General features: G+C 56.9%; 14 protein-coding genes. 6 read left to right on the top strand and 8 right to left on the bottom strand.

Annotation, left to right across the window (positions count from 1 at the left end; translation table 11 throughout):
• Positions 1-31 precede the first annotated feature (31 nt).
• Positions 32-817 carry a GntR family transcriptional regulator gene (locus BWI76_RS01040; protein WP_004133295.1) on the bottom strand — a complete coding sequence of 262 codons (786 nt, stop codon included), beginning with the start codon at positions 815-817 and terminating at the stop codon, positions 32-34.
• 221 nt (positions 818-1,038) lie between these two features.
• On the opposite strand from BWI76_RS01040, the gene BWI76_RS01035 reads away from it, so the two are divergent.
• From BWI76_RS01035 to BWI76_RS01025, 3 genes are read left to right on the top strand one after another with little or no spacing between them, the layout of a single operon-like run.
• On the top strand, positions 1,039-2,055 hold the full coding sequence (locus BWI76_RS01035) for an ADP-ribosylglycohydrolase family protein (RefSeq protein ID WP_004133296.1): 1,017 nt from the start codon (positions 1,039-1,041) through the stop codon (positions 2,053-2,055).
• 18 nt (positions 2,056-2,073) lie between these two features.
• Positions 2,074-3,489, top strand: coding sequence for a purine-cytosine permease family protein (locus tag BWI76_RS01030; RefSeq protein WP_004133297.1), 1,416 nt, complete (start codon positions 2,074-2,076; stop codon positions 3,487-3,489).
• Positions 3,473-4,435 carry a PfkB family carbohydrate kinase gene (locus BWI76_RS01025; protein WP_004133298.1) on the top strand — a complete coding sequence of 321 codons (963 nt, stop codon included), beginning with the start codon at positions 3,473-3,475 and terminating at the stop codon, positions 4,433-4,435. Before BWI76_RS01030 ends, BWI76_RS01025 begins: the two co-directional genes overlap by 17 nt.
• Positions 4,436-4,438: 3 nt before the next feature.
• Here the strand turns inward: BWI76_RS01025 and rep are convergent, their stop codons facing one another.
• The 4 genes from rep to BWI76_RS01005 all read right to left on the bottom strand — a co-directional run bounded on the left by rep (position 4,439) and on the right by BWI76_RS01005 (position 8,760).
• Entirely contained in the window at positions 4,439-6,457 is a 2,019-nt protein-coding gene (rep, locus tag BWI76_RS01020) for a DNA helicase Rep (RefSeq protein ID WP_004133299.1), read from the bottom strand.
• A 102-nt stretch (positions 6,458-6,559) separates the two neighbouring features.
• Complete coding sequence (gene pnuC, locus BWI76_RS01015) at positions 6,560-7,282, bottom strand: nicotinamide riboside transporter PnuC (protein ID WP_004133300.1); 723 nt, start codon at positions 7,280-7,282, stop codon at positions 6,560-6,562.
• The gene (locus BWI76_RS01010) at positions 7,282-8,031 is read right to left on the bottom strand and encodes a nucleoside phosphorylase (RefSeq protein ID WP_004133301.1); all 750 of its coding nucleotides are present in this window, start codon (positions 8,029-8,031) and stop codon (positions 7,282-7,284) included. Before BWI76_RS01010 ends, pnuC begins: the two co-directional genes overlap by 1 nt.
• A 24-nt stretch (positions 8,032-8,055) precedes the next feature.
• On the bottom strand, positions 8,056-8,760 hold the full coding sequence (locus tag BWI76_RS01005) for a Crp/Fnr family transcriptional regulator (RefSeq protein ID WP_049086036.1): 705 nt from the start codon (positions 8,758-8,760) through the stop codon (positions 8,056-8,058).
• A 194-nt stretch (positions 8,761-8,954) separates the two neighbouring features.
• Between BWI76_RS01005 and ppiC (BWI76_RS01000) the strand changes: the two genes are divergently transcribed.
• Positions 8,955-9,236 (top strand): peptidylprolyl isomerase PpiC, encoded by a 282-nt coding sequence (gene ppiC, locus BWI76_RS01000; protein ID WP_004127352.1) that lies wholly within the window; start codon positions 8,955-8,957, stop codon positions 9,234-9,236.
• A gap of 52 nt (positions 9,237-9,288) precedes the next feature.
• Positions 9,289-9,570: a peptidylprolyl isomerase PpiC gene (gene ppiC, locus BWI76_RS00995; RefSeq protein WP_004127351.1), complete on the top strand. Its 282-nt coding sequence runs from the start codon at positions 9,289-9,291 to the stop codon at positions 9,568-9,570.
• Between the two features lie 100 nt (positions 9,571-9,670).
• Here ppiC (BWI76_RS00995) and ilvC read toward each other — a convergent pair whose 3' ends face one another.
• Positions 9,671-11,146: a ketol-acid reductoisomerase gene (gene ilvC, locus BWI76_RS00990; protein ID WP_004133304.1), complete on the bottom strand. Its 1,476-nt coding sequence runs from the start codon at positions 11,144-11,146 to the stop codon at positions 9,671-9,673.
• Between the two features lie 163 nt (positions 11,147-11,309).
• Here ilvC and ilvY point away from each other — a divergent pair, with 163 nt between their 5' ends.
• Positions 11,310-12,200 carry an HTH-type transcriptional activator IlvY gene (gene ilvY, locus BWI76_RS00985; protein ID WP_004133306.1) on the top strand — a complete coding sequence of 297 codons (891 nt, stop codon included), beginning with the start codon at positions 11,310-11,312 and terminating at the stop codon, positions 12,198-12,200.
• A 58-nt stretch (positions 12,201-12,258) separates the two neighbouring features.
• Here ilvY and ilvA read toward each other — a convergent pair whose 3' ends face one another.
• Both ilvA and ilvD read right to left on the bottom strand, forming a co-directional pair.
• Positions 12,259-13,803, bottom strand: coding sequence for a threonine ammonia-lyase, biosynthetic (gene ilvA, locus BWI76_RS00980; protein WP_004133308.1), 1,545 nt, complete (start codon positions 13,801-13,803; stop codon positions 12,259-12,261).
• A 2-nt stretch (positions 13,804-13,805) separates the two neighbouring features.
• Complete coding sequence (gene ilvD, locus BWI76_RS00975) at positions 13,806-15,656, bottom strand: dihydroxy-acid dehydratase (protein ID WP_049086037.1); 1,851 nt, start codon at positions 15,654-15,656, stop codon at positions 13,806-13,808.
• Between the last annotated feature and the right edge of the window lie 12 nt (positions 15,657-15,668).

Raw genomic sequence — 15,668 nt, 5'->3', positions numbered from 1 at the left:
CATCTTTACCAGCATCGCCCGGATACTGGCATCACGCCTCTTTTCTGCGTACGACGTCTGGTTTGCCGCCAGGCAACGACTGGAGCTTCACTCTGAAATCAAAATTAAAGTAATTGCTCAGGCAGAAGGCGGTACCGTACTCAAGCACCTCGCCCTGAGCATTACGGCTTTTCAGCGTAATTTTCATCAATGGCACCCCCTGCGGCAAGTCGAGCAAATTCAGCTCTTCCCCCGAAGGAACATGTACCGTCAGGGAGTAATCCTGAAGATCGGGAAAAATAGCATTTTCCGCCCAGTGCGCGTACAGCGACCCTTCAAGTAAATCCGGGCGGGGCAAGAAACGCTCGGGAATAAACATGGTTTCGATAGAAACCGGAAGGGCATCGACCAGACGTACGCGTTTAATTTTCGCCACCCGATCGCCGACCGCGATCTCCAGCTCACGAGCCAGAAAATCATCCGCCGCCAGCTTTTCCCGCACCAGCCATCGATTGGACACCGTTCCTGAATTTTGTAGCTGGGCAGAAAACCCGCCGCTGGCAAGGTTATAGCTTACCGGCAGATTCACCTCGGTCCCTTTTCCATGGCGCTTAATCACCAGCCCGGCTTCCAGCAGCGCATCAAGGGCCTTAACCACCGTCACGCGCGATAGTTCCAGCGTCTGCGACATTTTGCGCTCGGAGGGCAGAATGCTGCCGTGCGTCAATAACCGCTCCGTCATCGCAGCTTCAATAGCTTGTTTAAGCTGAATATAAAGCGGCGCGGGAGCCTCTGCATTCAGACGCCCTTTTATATACTCAAGCAACGGTTGCGACATAATTTCGTGGCCTTGCGGAATTCAGTGGCAGTGGATTTATCATAGTGGATCCATACTGGAATCAATAGCCCCATCATAACGTCTCCCCACTATTTTTGAGCGCCGCATTTTTCTCTCAGAATGCGCCTGCGATCACAGCATGATGATAAAGGACTTTAACTGGACTTAATCTGGATCTATTTTTAGATTAACTTTTATTCATTTCTTCCTGGGAGCCGACGATGTCTGATATTCGCCCTACCTATATTGCCGAAAGCCGCATCCTTGGCTGTCTTTTTGGGCAAGCCATCGGTGATGCGATGGGCATGCCCTCTGAACTGTGGCCTAAACGTCGAATCATTAACCATTTTGGCTGGATTGAACGCTTTCTTCCCGGACCGAAAGAGAATATTGCTGCCTGCGAATTTCGCGCCGCCGAGTTCACGGATGACACCCATCAGTGCATCGCGCTGATGGATGCGCTTGATGAAAACAACGGCGTGACCGATCCACTGGCCATCGCCAGACACATTCTGCTGTGGGCCCGACGCTGCCAGGCATTTGAGAAAAATATTCTCGGCCCAACCTCAAAGGCTTCTCTGATCGCGCTCGAACAGGGGCAACCGCTGGATGAGATCGCGGCCAACGGCGTGACCAACGGTGCGGCAATGCGCGTGGCGCCGATGGGCTGTCGACTGCCCACCGAGGACAGGGCGTTTTTCATTGAGCAAGTGCGGCTATCCTGCCTGCCGACGCACAAATCCGACATCGCCATCGCCGGCGCGGTGGTCATTGCCTGGGCGATCAGCCGCGCCATTGAAGGGGCCGAATGGCCGTTAATCAAAACGGAGCTGGCTTCGCTGGCAAATGAAACCCAGCGCCATTACGAGTCCACTTTTAGTCCACTTCTTGGGAACCGTATCCACCTGGCGCTGGAAACGATCTCCGGAGAGACTGACCACCTGACAGGTATCGAACGTATTTATGAGGATATCGGCGCCGGTATGGATATTATCGAGTCTGTCCCCGCAGCGATTGCGCTGGTCGAGCTGGCAAAAACGCAGCCCATGAAATGCGCTATGCTGGCAGCCAATTTAGGCGGCGACACCGACACTATTGGCGCGATGGCAACCGCCATCTGCGGCGCGCTTCATGGCATAGAGGCTTTTCCTGAAGAACCTATACAACAGATTAAGCAGGCCAACAGCATCGACTTCGCGCCTTACGCACAGCGGCTTGCAGGATACCGCTTCGCATAATTCACTGAGGGCATCACTATGGACAGCAAAGCTTCATACGATGGAAATATCCAGACGGCAGATCCCGGAATGGCGGAATTAGGGATCGGTCTCGTTCCCCCGGTCCACCAGACCCAACAACCGGTCCAGCTGTTTTTCGTCTGGTGCGCCGCGAATATTGGCATTCTTGGGGTCGTTTACGGCGCGGTCATTGTGGCGTTTGGCCTCTCATTTTGGCAGTCGATCCTTGCCGCCGTGGCGGGCGTCGCCTCTTTTGCGCTGGTCGGCGTCACCAGCATCGCCGGCAAAATCGGCCGCACCACGACGCTCACCCTCTCCCGGGTCATTTTTGGCAAACGCGGCAATATCGCGCCCACCAGCTTCTGTTGGGTGAATCTGATGGGCTGGGAAGCGGTCAATATCATTACCGGCACGCTCACCCTCGTCGCGCTGTTTGCCGCCATGGGTCTTGAAGAGAGCCTGACCACCACCGCGCTGTCGCTTTTCTTGTTTGGCGGGCTGACCGTACTGGTCAGCGTGCTCGGACAAAATGCCGTGCTGATGATGCAAAAATGGATCACCCGGATCTTTGGCGCCATGACGCTGCTGGTAGTGATCTATTTACTCTTCACCGCAGACTGGCAGGCCATCCTCGCGCTGCCTTCAGGCAGCTGGCTCACCGGCTTTTTGCCAGCGGTATCAATTATTGCCGCGGGCACCGGCATCAGCTGGGCTATCGCCGGCGCCGACTATAGCCGGGATCAGCGTCCCGACGCCGGTGAAAAGCCTATTTTTCTCGCCGTTGTCAGCGGTGCCGCGCTCCCCCTACTGCTGCTGATGCTCACCGGGATACTGCTTACCGCCCAGATCCCCGACCTGGCCTCCAGCGAGAACCCCATTTCAGCGATTGGCAAACTGCTGCCTTCCTGGATGGCAATCCCCTATCTGGCCGCGGCGACCGCCGGGGTCGTGACCATCGCCGTGCTGAGTCTCTATTCCGCCAGCCTTAACCTGTTAAGCATGGGGATTAAGCTCCAGCAGCGCTCCGCCGTAGCCCTTGATGCCGTTCTGGTGCTGGGGATCGCGCTCTACGTGCTGTTTGTCTCGAAAGATTTTCTCGGCCCTTTCATCGCGTTTCTGATTTTCTGCGGCGTATTTCTGGCCGCCTGGGCCGCCATTTTTATGGTCGATTTTTATCGGATTCGCCGCCGAGCCGGATATGCTGAAGCTGATTTATTCAGGGAAAGCGGAGCGAACCGCACCGCGCTGGGCTGCTGGATTGTCGGCGCGCTGGCGGGATTGATGGTATCCAAAACCGGGTTTATCGACGGACCTTTCGCGGTCGGCATTTTCGCGGACTCTAGCCTGGGTCTGTTTGTCTCTTTTATTCTGAGCCTGGCGCTGTATCTGGCGTTCGGCGCAAGAAAGGAGGCCAGCCGTGACAATAACAGCTGACCTGCTGTCGCCGCGGCGGCCGATCGTGGTTATCGGCGCCGCTTTTGGCGACATGATTCTCCATCTCGATGCGCTGCCGCATAGCGGTAGCGATGTTTCTGCCCGCGATGGCGGACGGCAGATTGGCGGCTGCGCGTTTAATGTCGCCCGCGCGCTCTCGCGCCTTGAACTCCCTTTGATAAACGCGATACCGGTGGGCAATGGCGAGTGGGGGCAGGCCGTTGCACAGAAAATGGCGCTGGAAAACCTACCCGTCCTCTTGCGCCACCCCACCCATGATAACGGCTGGTGTCTGGCACTCGTCGAGGCGAACAAAGAGCGGACGTTTATCACCATTGAGGGCTGCGAGCAGCACTGGAACAACGAGCTGCTGGCACAAATTCCGCAGCCGAAGGACGCCATAATTTATGTCTCTGGCTACGAGCTGGCCAGCGAAGCGCTGCGCCAGTGGATTCTGGACCTTACGGAAGATAAAACGCTGTTTGTCGATTTTGGCCCGCGTCTGAACGATCTGGATATTCACTTTATCCAGGCGCTGCTGGGCAAAGCTCCTGTGCTCACTCTGAATCGCGATGAACTCAGCGTGCTGTGCGCACGTTTATACGATTTGGATAGCGCGACCCTTGACGCCGCTTCACGGCTCGCCAGCGACTGGCATTTACGGGCGATCTGTCGGTTCGATAAAGATGGCGCGTGGGTGGTTGAACCTGACGCACAACCGCAGCATATTCCTGCCTGCCGCGTGAAGGTCTACGATACGATTGCCGCTGGAGACAGCCACTGCGCCGGTACGATCGCCGGGCTGGCCTGCGGGATGGATCTGCGCCAGGCCGCGCTGCTGGGCAATGAAGTAGCGGCTATTGTCGTCACCCGGCCGGGTGCAGACGGTGCTCCGGGTCGCGAAGAGCTACGTCAGTTCCAGATTCAGCAGCAAAACGGCCGCTAGCCGCTATTTACGCGCTTTCGCCAGCATCGCCCGGATGTTGGCGACGTTCGCCTTACCTTTATGCATACGCTCTTCCGGCGAAATCACTTTGCGCTCCTGCTCCCAAATCAGATCATCCTGCGGCAGCTCCAGCAGGAAACGGCTCGGCTCCGGTCGCACCAGCTCGCCGTACTGACGGCGCTCTTTGCACAAGGTAAAAGTAAGCTCTTTCTGCGCGCGGGTGATACCCACGTAGGCAAGACGGCGTTCTTCATCGACGTTGTCTTCATCAATGCTGCTCTGGTGCGGCAGCAGCCCTTCCTCCATGCCAACCAGGTAGACGTAGGGGAACTCCAGCCCTTTTGAAGCGTGAAGCGTCATCAGCTGAACCTGATCCGTCTCCTCATCCGACTCGCCGCGCTCCATCATGTCTCGTAGCGTAAAACGGGTCACGACCTGGGTGAGGGTCATCGGTTCATCGATATCGCTGCCCTCCAGCATTTCCGTCATCCACGTGAAGAGCGTATTGACGTTTTTCATCCGCATTTCGGCGGCTTTCGGGCTGGGCGAAGTCTCATAGAGCCAGGATTCATAATCCACGCCGCGGATCAGATCGCGGACGGCGGCAATCGGCTCGCGCTCTGAAAGCTGCTGGATCTCCCGCAGCCAGTGGGTGAAGCGGGTCAAAGACTCATAGCCGCGTCCGTTCAGCGTCTGGGTCAGGCCCATATCGAAGCTGGCGGTAAACATGCTTTTATTGCGCCCCATCGCCCATTCGCCCAGCTTTTGCAGCGTCGCCGAACCGATTTCGCGCTTCGGCGTATTGACGATGCGCAGGAAGGCGCTGTCGTCATCAGGGTTAGTCAGCACGCGCAGATAGGCCAGCAGGTCTTTAATTTCCGGACGGGAAAAGAACGACGTGCCGCCGGAAATTTTGTACGGGATGCGGTTTTGCATCAGCATCTTTTCGAAAACCCGCGACTGATGGTTGCCGCGATACAGGATCGCGTAATCCTTATAGGCGGTTTTATTAATAAAGTGATGGGCGATCAGTTCGCCAGCCACGCGTTCCGCCTCGTGGTCTTCATTGTTGGCGGAGAGCACCTTCAGCTCTACGCCATAGCCCAGCTCGGAAAACAGGCGCTTTTCGAAGACGTGCGGGTTGTTGGCAATCAGGATGTTGGCCGCCTTCAGAATACGCCCGGAAGAGCGGTAGTTTTGCTCCAGCTTGATCACCTGCAGCGCCGGGAAATCCTGGCTTAGCAGCACCAGGTTCTGCGGCCGCGCGCCGCGCCAGGAGTAGATCGACTGATCGTCATCGCCGACTACGGTAAAGCGCGCCCGCTGCCCCACCAGCAGTTTCACCAGCTCGTACTGGCTGGTGTTGGTGTCCTGGTATTCATCCACCAGCAGATAGCGAATCTTGTTCTGCCAGCGCTCCCGCACCTCTTCGTTGCGCTGCAGCAGCAGGGTCGGCAGCAGGATCAGATCGTCAAAGTCGAGTACGTTACAGGCTTTCATATGCGCGTCGTACAGCCCGTAGCAGTGAGCAAAGATCCGATCCCGCTCCCCTTTCGCGCCGGCGGCGGCCTGGGCAGGGGTTTTCAGATCGTTTTTCCAGTTGGAGATCGTGGAGATCAGCTGCTGAAGCACCACTTTATCGTCTTCGATCAGCCCTTCGGTGAGCTCTTTTAACAGCGCCACCTGGTCGGTATCGTCGAACAGCGAGAAGTTGGATTTCATCCCTAACGCAGCGTATTCGCGTTTGATGATATCCAGCCCCAGCGTGTGGAAGGTGGAAATCATCAGGCCGCGCGCTTCTTTACGCCCCAGCGTTTGCCCGACGCGCTCTTTCATTTCGCGCGCCGCCTTGTTGGTAAAGGTAACCGCCGCGATATGGCGCGCCTGGTAGCCGCAGCCGCGGATCAGGTGGGCGATTTTATTGGTAATAACGCGGGTCTTACCGGAACCGGCACCCGCCAGCACCAGGCACGGTCCGGTAACGAATTCGACGGCTTGTTGTTGGCCAGGATTTAAACGCATGGGTGTATTTTGCTCAATCTTCGAACGGGGTGGGGATTGTAGCAGAAAGAGGGGCGGTGAGAGCAACAGGCTGCCCATTCAGGCAGCCTGGAAATCGGTCAATCAGGATGTGGCAAGCGGAGTATAGCCGTTACGCTGCGCGCTCTTGATCCAGCTGTACGAGCCCATCACCGCGATCGCCGTCAGCAGGACATATTCAAGCGACATGGCGTAAACGCCTTGTACCGCGTAGATAACGACGCTAATCACGTCAATAAGTACCCACAGCAGCCAGTTTTCGACGAACTTACGCGTCATCAGCACCATGGCGGCAATCGACAACACCAGCATGGTGGAATCCCAGAACGGGAAGGCATCGGGCTGGAGGTCGGGCATCGCAACCTGCATACCGAAAGTTTGCAGCAGGGCAATCATGATACGAGTGAGCGTCGCGAACACCGGATCGATAAACAACGTCATCAGCACAATCGCCACCGCGCAGACGCCGCCCAGCGCCAGGGTTTGCTGACGGGAAAGCCAGCGTACCTTGAGCGCGGCCTCCTGCGCCTCGTTTTGCCGGCTCCACGCGTACCAGCCGTAAATGTTGGCTGCGAAAAAAAACACCTGCAGCAGCAGGCTGGCATAGAGCTGAATCTGGAAAAAAATGGCCGCAAACAGCGTGACGTTGATCAGGCCAAACAGATAGTTGATGATTTTTTCCCGGCTGGCGCACCAGATACACAACAGGCCGAATATGGTACCGATGGCTTCAATCCACGATAGCGCATAGCCGCCTTCGCCGAGAGGAATGTTGACCATCACATTGTTAATGCTAAAAAAGTCCATCACAAACCTCCTTGCTGGCTAGCGGAATAAATGGCGCGCAGCGCCAGGGTAATTTGCCGTTCTTCGCCCTGCTGGCACAGCGCTTCCTGCTGGACATAATCATTGATGCTGCTATCCAGACAACCGTTATGGGCAACAACCACGTTGAGTAATGAAGCCGTACGTAGCCCGCGCAGCGCGCCGATAGTCATCAGGGCGGCGCTCTCCATATCCGCCCCCAGAATGCCGCGCGCCGACCACTGCGCATCCAGTTCCGCCTCACGATCGGTATAGAAACTGTCATGGCTGCGCACCAGACCGCACGCGGCCGGGATATTCATCTGCCGCGCCTGCGCCATCAGTTCCCAGGTCAGCTGTGGGTCAGCGCAGGCCGGATAGCCCGCCGGCGCATAGGTTCGGCTGGTACCGTCATCCATCACCGCGGCGTGAGCGATAATCACGTCGCCGAGCGCAAGATTATCCTGCAGTGCCCCGCAGCTGCCGATACGAATCAGAGTGGTTACGCCGATCTGGCGCAGTTCTTCAATGGCGATCGCGGTGAAGGGGCCACCGATTCCGGTGGAGAGTACCAAAATCTCGACGCCCTGATACCAGCCGCGCGCGGCGCGAAACTCCCGGTTCTGACCGAGCGGCTGTGGATTATCAAGAAAATTGGCGATGCGGTCGACCCGCTGCGGGTCGCCCGGCAGCAGCGCGTATCGCGCGCCGGTCATCTCTTTGCTTAACTGGATATGGGGTTGCAGCGACATTCTCCCGCCTCCTTACTCTTGCGGTTATCCGATATCAGCCTCCTGCTTCAGTTTTTCAGGAGCTAACAACACAATGCGTTCACCATCGGTATCAATAATCTGTAGCGCTTTCAGGTCATGCAAAATACGGTTAATACTGCGGGTCGTCGCCGCGAATTCCTGGCTGAGATTTTGCTTATCCAGCAAGATTTCACTGGCGCCATCCTTTTGATAACGCAGCCATAACGCCTGACATACCCGCTGATGCAGCGAGTAAAGATTGTCGCTGCTGGCCTTCTTCGATAGCTGGTAATACTGCTGGCTAAAAAAGCGCAGCATCCGCTGGTTAAAATGGTTATCTAACGCCAGCCAGCGGCAGAAATGTTCCTGCGACAGGCTCAGGAGCTGCACATGACCCACCGCCACCACCGAGCAGATGTAATGACGCGACTCAAAGATCTCGAGCTCGCCCAGCATGTCGCCTTTACGGTAACGGGCCTGGCGGTAGCGGCGCCCGTCTTCAGCCTCATAGAAAACGTCCACCTCACCGGCGATAATCAGCGAAAACCGCTGACACACGTCACCCTGTCGGCAGATAAAATCACCGCGCGGGATCTCTTCGAAGCGCCAGCGCCGCATGATCTCCAGAGGACAATATTTCAGTAATTCATAGAGCAGCGGATCGCTGACAATCTCGCTCAGCCCGGAAAGCCAGCTAACTGAAAAGTCAGGTTTTTTCATTGTGTCCATGTTATCTCGCTCCACGACGTTAAGGACAGGACGGCTGTCCCTGGCAGGGGGGAATACGCCGGATAAAAGTGTTGCTCATCTCCCGCTTCCGTCTATCAGGCGAGACATCTGTCCCGCGATGGCGAAGAGTATATGTCCACGACCAAAGCGGGTGGTAAAGTAACGGGATATCTTTGAGACGTGAGAACAAAATAATGGCAAAGAGCGCAGCAGCCCTGCACATCCTGGTTAAAGAAGAGAAGCTGGCGCAAGAGATCCTCGCCAAACTGGAACGTGGCGTAAGCTTCGATCATCTGGCCAAGCGCTATTCAAAGTGCCCCTCCGGGCGCAACGGCGGCGATCTCGGCGAGTTTAATCAAGGAGTCATGGTTGGGCCGTTCGATAAGGCAGTCTTCAGCTGCCCGCTGCTCAAACCTTACGGGCCGGTCAAAACCAAGTTTGGCTACCACATCATTAAGGTGCTGTATCGCCGCTAGCCCATGCTACTATTGCGCCCTGATTCATCCCCTATTCAATCAAGGTACGATCATGGCAAAAACGGCAGCAGCACTGCATATTCTGGTTAAAGAAGAGCAGCTGGCACTGGATCTTCTGGAGCAAATTAAAAACGGCGCCGATTTCGGTAAACTGGCGAAGAAGCACTCGATCTGCCCGTCAGGCAAACGCGGCGGCGATTTAGGTGAATTCCGCCAGGGCCAGATGGTGCCGGCGTTTGATAAAGTCGTCTTCTCCTGCCCGGAGCTGGAGCCCACCGGCCCGCTGCACACCCAGTTTGGTTATCACATCATCAAAGTGCTGTACCGGAAATAAACAACAAAGCCTTCTCGCTGAGAAGGCCTTGAATGTTTGCTCCCTCTCCCTGTGGGAGAGGGCTGGGGTGAGGGTATCCCCCCACCACCGTCGTTTTTATTTACCCGGCAACCGCAATGCGTTTCATATCAGTCATGTAACCACGCAGTTTCTTACCAACCTGCTCGATAGCATGGCCGCGAATGGCTTCGTTCACGTCGCGCAGCTGAGCGTTGTCTACCGCGCCTTCGGCAATCGCTTTGCCCAGGTCGCCGGTCTGCAGGGTGGTCATGAACTCTTTCAGCAGCGGTACGCAAGCGTAAGAGAACAGGTAGTTACCGTATTCAGCGGTATCGGAGATAACCACGTTCATTTCGTACAGACGCTTACGAGCGATGGTGTTGGCGATCAGCGGCAGCTCGTGCAGTGATTCGTAGTAAGCAGACTCTTCGATGATGCCGGAATCCACCATGGTTTCGAACGCCAGCTCAACGCCCGCTTTCACCATCGCGATCATCAGAACGCCTTTATCGAAGTACTCCTGCTCGCCGATTTTACCTTCAAATTGCGGTGCGGTTTCGAACGCGGTTTTACCGGTTTCTTCACGCCAGGTCAGCAGTTTCTTATCGTCGTTGGCCCAGTCAGCCATCATGCCGGAGGAGAATTCACCGGAGATGATGTCATCCATATGCTTCTGGAACAGCGGCGCCATGATCGTTTTCAGCTGTTCGGACAGCGCGTAAGCACGCAGCTTAGCCGGGTTAGACAGGCGATCCATCATCAGGGTGATACCGCCCTGCTTCAGCGCTTCGGTGATGGTTTCCCAGCCGAACTGAATCAGTTTTTCGGCGTATGCCGGGTCGGTACCCTCTTCCACCAGCTTATCGAAGCACAGCAGAGAACCGGCCTGCAGCATACCGCAGAGGATGGTCTGCTCGCCCATCAGGTCAGATTTCACTTCCGCGACGAAGGAAGATTCCAGAACGCCCGCACGGTGACCGCCGGTCGCCGCAGCCCAGGCTTTAGCAATCGCCATGCCTTCGCCTTTCGGATCGTTTTCCGGGTGAACCGCGATCAGGGTCGGTACGCCGAAGCCGCGCTTGTACTCTTCACGCACTTCGGTACCCGGGCACTTCGGCGCCACCATCACGACGGTGATATCTTTACGGATCTGCTCGCCAACTTCCACGATGTTGAAGCCATGAGAGTAGCCCAGCGCCGCGCCGTCTTTCATCAGTGGCTGAACGGAACGCACAACGTCAGAGTGCTGTTTGTCCGGAGTCAGGTTGACCACCAGGTCAGCCTGCGGGATCAGCTCTTCGTAGGTACCTACTTTGAAGCCGTTTTCGGTCGCTTTACGCCATGAAGCGCGCTTTTCGGCAATCGCTTCTTTACGCAGCGCGTAGGAGATATCCAGACCGGAGTCGCGCATGTTCAGACCCTGGTTCAGGCCCTGAGCGCCACAGCCGACGATGACCACTTTTTTACCCTGAAGGTAGCTTGCGCCATCGGCGAATTCGTCGCGACCCATAAAGCGACATTTGCCCAGCTGCGCCAGCTGCTGGCGCAGGTTCAGTGTATTAAAGTAGTTAGCCATGGTGATACCTCGTGATGTTGTGCTGTCTTATTGTTCGGTTCGCTTGCCGTGTCTGTGCAAGAGAGAATGAACTTACTATATGACAGGAAATTTATTGCGGAAATTGATATATTCACAACGTCACGTTGCAATTTCTGCAATGTAAAATTGTGGAGTGCCGCCGGTGGACTTACGCGATCTAAAAACCTTCCTGCATCTGGCGGAAAGCCGCCATTTTGGCCGCAGCGCGCGAGCGATGCACGTCAGCCCCTCCACGCTTTCCCGGCAGATTCAGCGCCTGGAAGAAGACCTTGGGCAGCCGCTGTTTGTCCGCGATAACCGCACGGTAACGCTTACCGAAGCGGGAGAAGAGCTCCGCACCTTTGCCCAGCAGACGCTATTGCAGTATCAGCAGCTGCGCCACGCTATCGATCAGCAAGGTCCGTCGCTGTCGGGCGAACTGCATATCTTCTGTTCGGTGACCGCCGCCTACAGTCATCTGCCGCCGATTCTCGATCGTTTCCGCGCCGAACATCCCTCGGTGGAAATAAAGCTCACCACCGGCGATGCCGCCGATGCGATGGAGAAAGTGGTCACGGGTGAGGCCGATCTGGCGATTGCCGGGAAACCCGAGACGCTGCCTGGCGCGGTGGCGTTTTCCATGCTGGAGAATCTGGCGGTGGTGCTGATCGCCCCGGCTCTGCCTTGTCCGGTTCGCAACCAGATCTCGGTGGAGAAACCCGACTGGGCAACGGTACCCTTCATTATGGCCGATCAAGGGCCCGTGCGCCGCCGCATTGAGCTGTGGTTTCGCCGCCATAAAATCAGTAATCCGTCGATTTACGCTACGGTGGGCGGACATGAAGCCATGGTTTCTATGGTGGCGCTGGGCTGCGGCGTAGCGCTGCTGCCGGAAGTGGTACTGGAAAATAGCCCGGAACCAGTACGCAATCGCGTAATGATTCTGGAGCGCAGCGACGAGAAGACCCCTTTTGAACTCGGCGTCTGCGCGCCAAAAAAGCGGCTGCATGAGCCGCTGATTAATGCATTCTGGAATTTGCTGCCTGGCCACTAGTGCCGGATGCCTGAACCGGCCTACAACCCGATCGTAGGCCAGATAAGCGCTGCGCAGCCTAACCTGCGAGGAAGAACCTGAACGCTGGATTATTGCTCTCGTCGTGACAATCGTAGCCCAGCTCATGCAAGCGGGTTTCAAAATCAGGCTCGTGATCGCCCAGTTCGAATGCCGCCAGCACGCGGCCATAATCGGTACCGTGGCTGCGATAATGGAACAGAGAAATGTTCCAGTGGGTGCCAAGGGTATGCAGGAACTTCAGCAGGGCACCGGGGGATTCCGGAAACTCGAAGCTGAACAAACGTTCCTGCAGCGGCTGCGACGGACGCCCGCCCACCATATAGCGCACGTGAAGCTTAGCCATTTCATCGTCAGAGAGATCCACTACGCTGTAGCCGCCCTCGTGCAGCAGGTTGAGGATCTCTTTCCGCTCTTCCAGACCACGGCTCAGGCGCACGCCGACAAAAATGCAGGCATTTTTCGCATCGGCGAAGCGATAGTTAAATTCGGTGACCGAACGGCCGCCCAGCAGCTGGCAGAACTTGAGGAAGCTACCCTTCTCTTCCGGAATGGTGACCGCCAGCAGCGCTTCACGCTGTTCCCCCAGCTCGCAGCGTTCGGAAACGTAGCGCAGGCCGTGGAAGTTGACGTTCGCGCCGGAAAGCACGTGCGCCAGGCGTTCGCCGCGAATATTATGCTGAGCGATATATTTTTTCATCCCCGCCAGCGCCAGCGCCCCGGAAGGTTCAGCCACCGCGCGTACGTCTTCAAACAGGTCTTTCATCGCCGCGCAGATGGCATCGCTATCGACAGTAACGATGTCGTCGAGATACTCCTGACACAGACGGAAAGTCTCATCGCCGATACGTTTAACCGCTACGCCTTCGGCAAAGAGCCCGACGCGGGGTAAATCAACCGGATGACCCGCATCCAGCGCGGCTTTCAGACAGGCAGAATCCTCGGCCTCAACCGCAATGACCTTAATCTGCGGCATCAGCTGTTTGATCAGCACCGCCACGCCCGCCGCAAGACCGCCGCCGCCGACCGGGACAAATACGCGATCGATATGGGCATCCTGCTGCAGCAGCTCCAGCGCCAGCGTACCCTGCCCGGCAATCACCATCGGGTGGTCGAAAGGCGGTACCCAGGTAAAGCCCTGCTGTTGCGCCAGCTCGATGGCTTTGGCCTTGGCTTCATCAAAGTTCGCGCCGTGCAGCAGCACTTCGCCGCCGAAGCCGCGCACCGCATCGACTTTGATATCCGCCGTGGCGGTTGGCATGACGATCAGCGCCTTCACGCCCAGGCGAGAAGCCGAGAAAGCCACGCCCTGCGCATGATTACCCGCCGAAGCGGTAATCACGCCATGCGATTTTTGCTCTTCCGTCAGCCCCGCCATCATCGCGTACGCCCCGCGCAGCTTAAAGCTGTGCACCGGCTGACGATCTTCACGCTTCACCAGCACAACGTTATCGAGGCGCGACGAGAGCTTTTCCATTTTTTGCAGCGGCGTGATCTGCGCGGCTTCATATACCGGCGCGCGCAGTACCGCTCTGAGGTATTCCGCCCCCTCGGGGGCGGCGGACAGGGGTTGCGACTCGGCCATTATTAACCCCCAAGTTTCGATTTATCACGCACCGCGCCTTTGTCGGCGCTGGTTGCCAGGCTGGCGTAGGCGCGAAGGGCAAAGGAAACCTGACGCTCACGATCTTTCGGCGTCCATGCTTTATCACCGCGCGCTTCCTGAGCTTCGCGGCGCGCCGCAATCTCGGCATCGCTCAGCTGCAGCTGAATACCGCGGTTCGGGATATCGATAGCAATCATGTCGCCATCTTCAATGATCGCGATATTGCCCCCGCTGGCGGCTTCCGGAGAAACATGGCCAATGGAAAGACCCGAAGTACCGCCGGAGAAGCGTCCATCGGTAATCAGCGCGCAGGCTTTACCCAGCCCCATTGATTTCAGGAAGGTCGTCGGGTAGAGCATTTCCTGCATCCCCGGACCGCCTTTCGGCCCTTCGTAGCGAATAACCACCACGTCACCGGCGACAATCTTGCCGCCGAGGATTGCATCCACAGCCGCGTCCTGGCTTTCGTATACCTTAGCCGGGCCGGTAAATTTGAGGATGCTGTCGTCAACGCCGGCGGTTTTCACGATGCAGCCATTCTCGGCAAAGTTGCCGTACAGAACCGCCAGACCGCCGTCCTTGCTGTAAGCATGTTCCAGCGAGCGGATACAGCCTTCTGCGCGATCGTCATCCAGGGTGTCCCAGCGGCAGTTCTGAGAGAAAGCCTGCGTTGTGCGGATACCCGCAGGGCCAGCGCGGAACATTTTTTTGACCGCTTCGTCCTGCGTGACGGTGATATCGTACTGCTCCAGCGTCTGCGGCAGGGACAAACCAAGCACGTTTTTCACGTCGCGGTTCAGTAGCCCGGCGCGCTCCAGTTCGCCTAAAATGCCCAATACGCCGCCCGCGCGATGAACATCTTCCATATGATATTTCTGCGTACTTGGCGCGACCTTACACAGCTGCGGCACTTTACGGGAAAGTTTATCGATATCGCTCATGGTGAAGTCGATTTCCGCTTCCTGCGCCGCCGCCAGCAGATGCAGTACGGTATTGGTAGAGCCGCCCATGGCGATATCCAGCGTCATGGCGTTTTCAAACGCCGCCTTATTGGCGATATTACGCGGCAGCGCAGAGGCGTCGTCCTGCTCGTAGTAACGTTTAGTCAGCTCAACGATACGCGAGCCCGCATTGAGGAACAGCTGCTTGCGATCGGCGTGAGTCGCCAGCAACGAGCCGTTACCCGGCTGCGACAGGCCCAGCGCTTCAGTCAGGCAGTTCATGGAGTTCGCGGTGAACATCCCTGAACAAGAGCCGCAGGTCGGGCAGGCGGAACGTTCAACCTGATCGCTTTGATCGTCGGAGACTTTCGGGTCAGCGCCCTGAATCATCGCATCGACCAGATCGAGTTTAATGATCTGATCGGACAGCTTGGTTTTCCCGGCTTCCATTGGGCCGCCGGAAACAAAAATTACCGGAATATTCAGGCGCAGAGACGCCATTAACATCCCCGGGGTGATTTTGTCGCAGTTGGAGATACAGACCATCGCATCAGCGCAGTGGGCATTAACCATGTACTCCACCGAGTCGGCGATCAGTTCGCGGGATGGCAGTGAATAAAGCATACCCCCGTGGCCCATGGCGATACCATCATCCACCGCAATGGTGTTGAATTCTTTGGCGACGCCGCCAGCGGCTTCGATTTGCTCAGCAACCAGTTTGCCGAGATCGCGCAGGTGAACGTGGCCCGGCACGAACTGGGTGAAAGAGTTCACCACGGCGATAATCGGCTTACCAAAATCATCGTCGGTCATTCCAGTGGCGCGCCACAGCGCGCGGGCACCCGCCATATTACGGCCGTGAGTGGTTGTGGCGGAACGGTACTTAGGCATGCTTTAGTTACT

Source organism: Klebsiella sp. M5al (genome assembly GCF_002090195.1).
Taxonomy (GTDB): domain Bacteria; phylum Pseudomonadota; class Gammaproteobacteria; order Enterobacterales; family Enterobacteriaceae; genus Klebsiella; species Klebsiella grimontii.
This window is presented reverse-complemented; position numbering and strand designations above follow the sequence as displayed.

Bases quoted from the DNA above. Each gene is read 5' to 3' on its own strand.
- BWI76_RS01040 (WP_004133295.1), bottom strand. From the start codon at position 817: ATGTCGCAACCGTTGCTTGAGTATATAAAAGGGCGTCTGAATGCAGAG.
- BWI76_RS01035 (WP_004133296.1), top strand. From the start codon at position 1,039: ATGTCTGATATTCGCCCTACCTATATTGCCGAAAGCCGCATCCTTGGC.
- BWI76_RS01030 (WP_004133297.1), top strand. From the start codon at position 2,074: ATGGACAGCAAAGCTTCATACGATGGAAATATCCAGACGGCAGATCCC.
- rep (WP_004133299.1), bottom strand. From the start codon at position 6,457: ATGCGTTTAAATCCTGGCCAACAACAAGCCGTCGAATTCGTTACCGGA.
- pnuC (WP_004133300.1), bottom strand. From the start codon at position 7,282: ATGGACTTTTTTAGCATTAACAATGTGATGGTCAACATTCCTCTCGGC.
- BWI76_RS01010 (WP_004133301.1), bottom strand. From the start codon at position 8,031: ATGTCGCTGCAACCCCATATCCAGTTAAGCAAAGAGATGACCGGCGCG.
- BWI76_RS01005 (WP_049086036.1), bottom strand. From the start codon at position 8,760: ATGGACACAATGAAAAAACCTGACTTTTCAGTTAGCTGGCTTTCCGGG.
- ppiC (WP_004127352.1), top strand. From the start codon at position 8,955: ATGGCAAAGAGCGCAGCAGCCCTGCACATCCTGGTTAAAGAAGAGAAG.
- ppiC (WP_004127351.1), top strand. From the start codon at position 9,289: ATGGCAAAAACGGCAGCAGCACTGCATATTCTGGTTAAAGAAGAGCAG.
- ilvC (WP_004133304.1), bottom strand. From the start codon at position 11,146: ATGGCTAACTACTTTAATACACTGAACCTGCGCCAGCAGCTGGCGCAG.
- ilvA (WP_004133308.1), bottom strand. From the start codon at position 13,803: ATGGCCGAGTCGCAACCCCTGTCCGCCGCCCCCGAGGGGGCGGAATAC.
- ilvD (WP_049086037.1), bottom strand. From the start codon at position 15,656: ATGCCTAAGTACCGTTCCGCCACAACCACTCACGGCCGTAATATGGCG.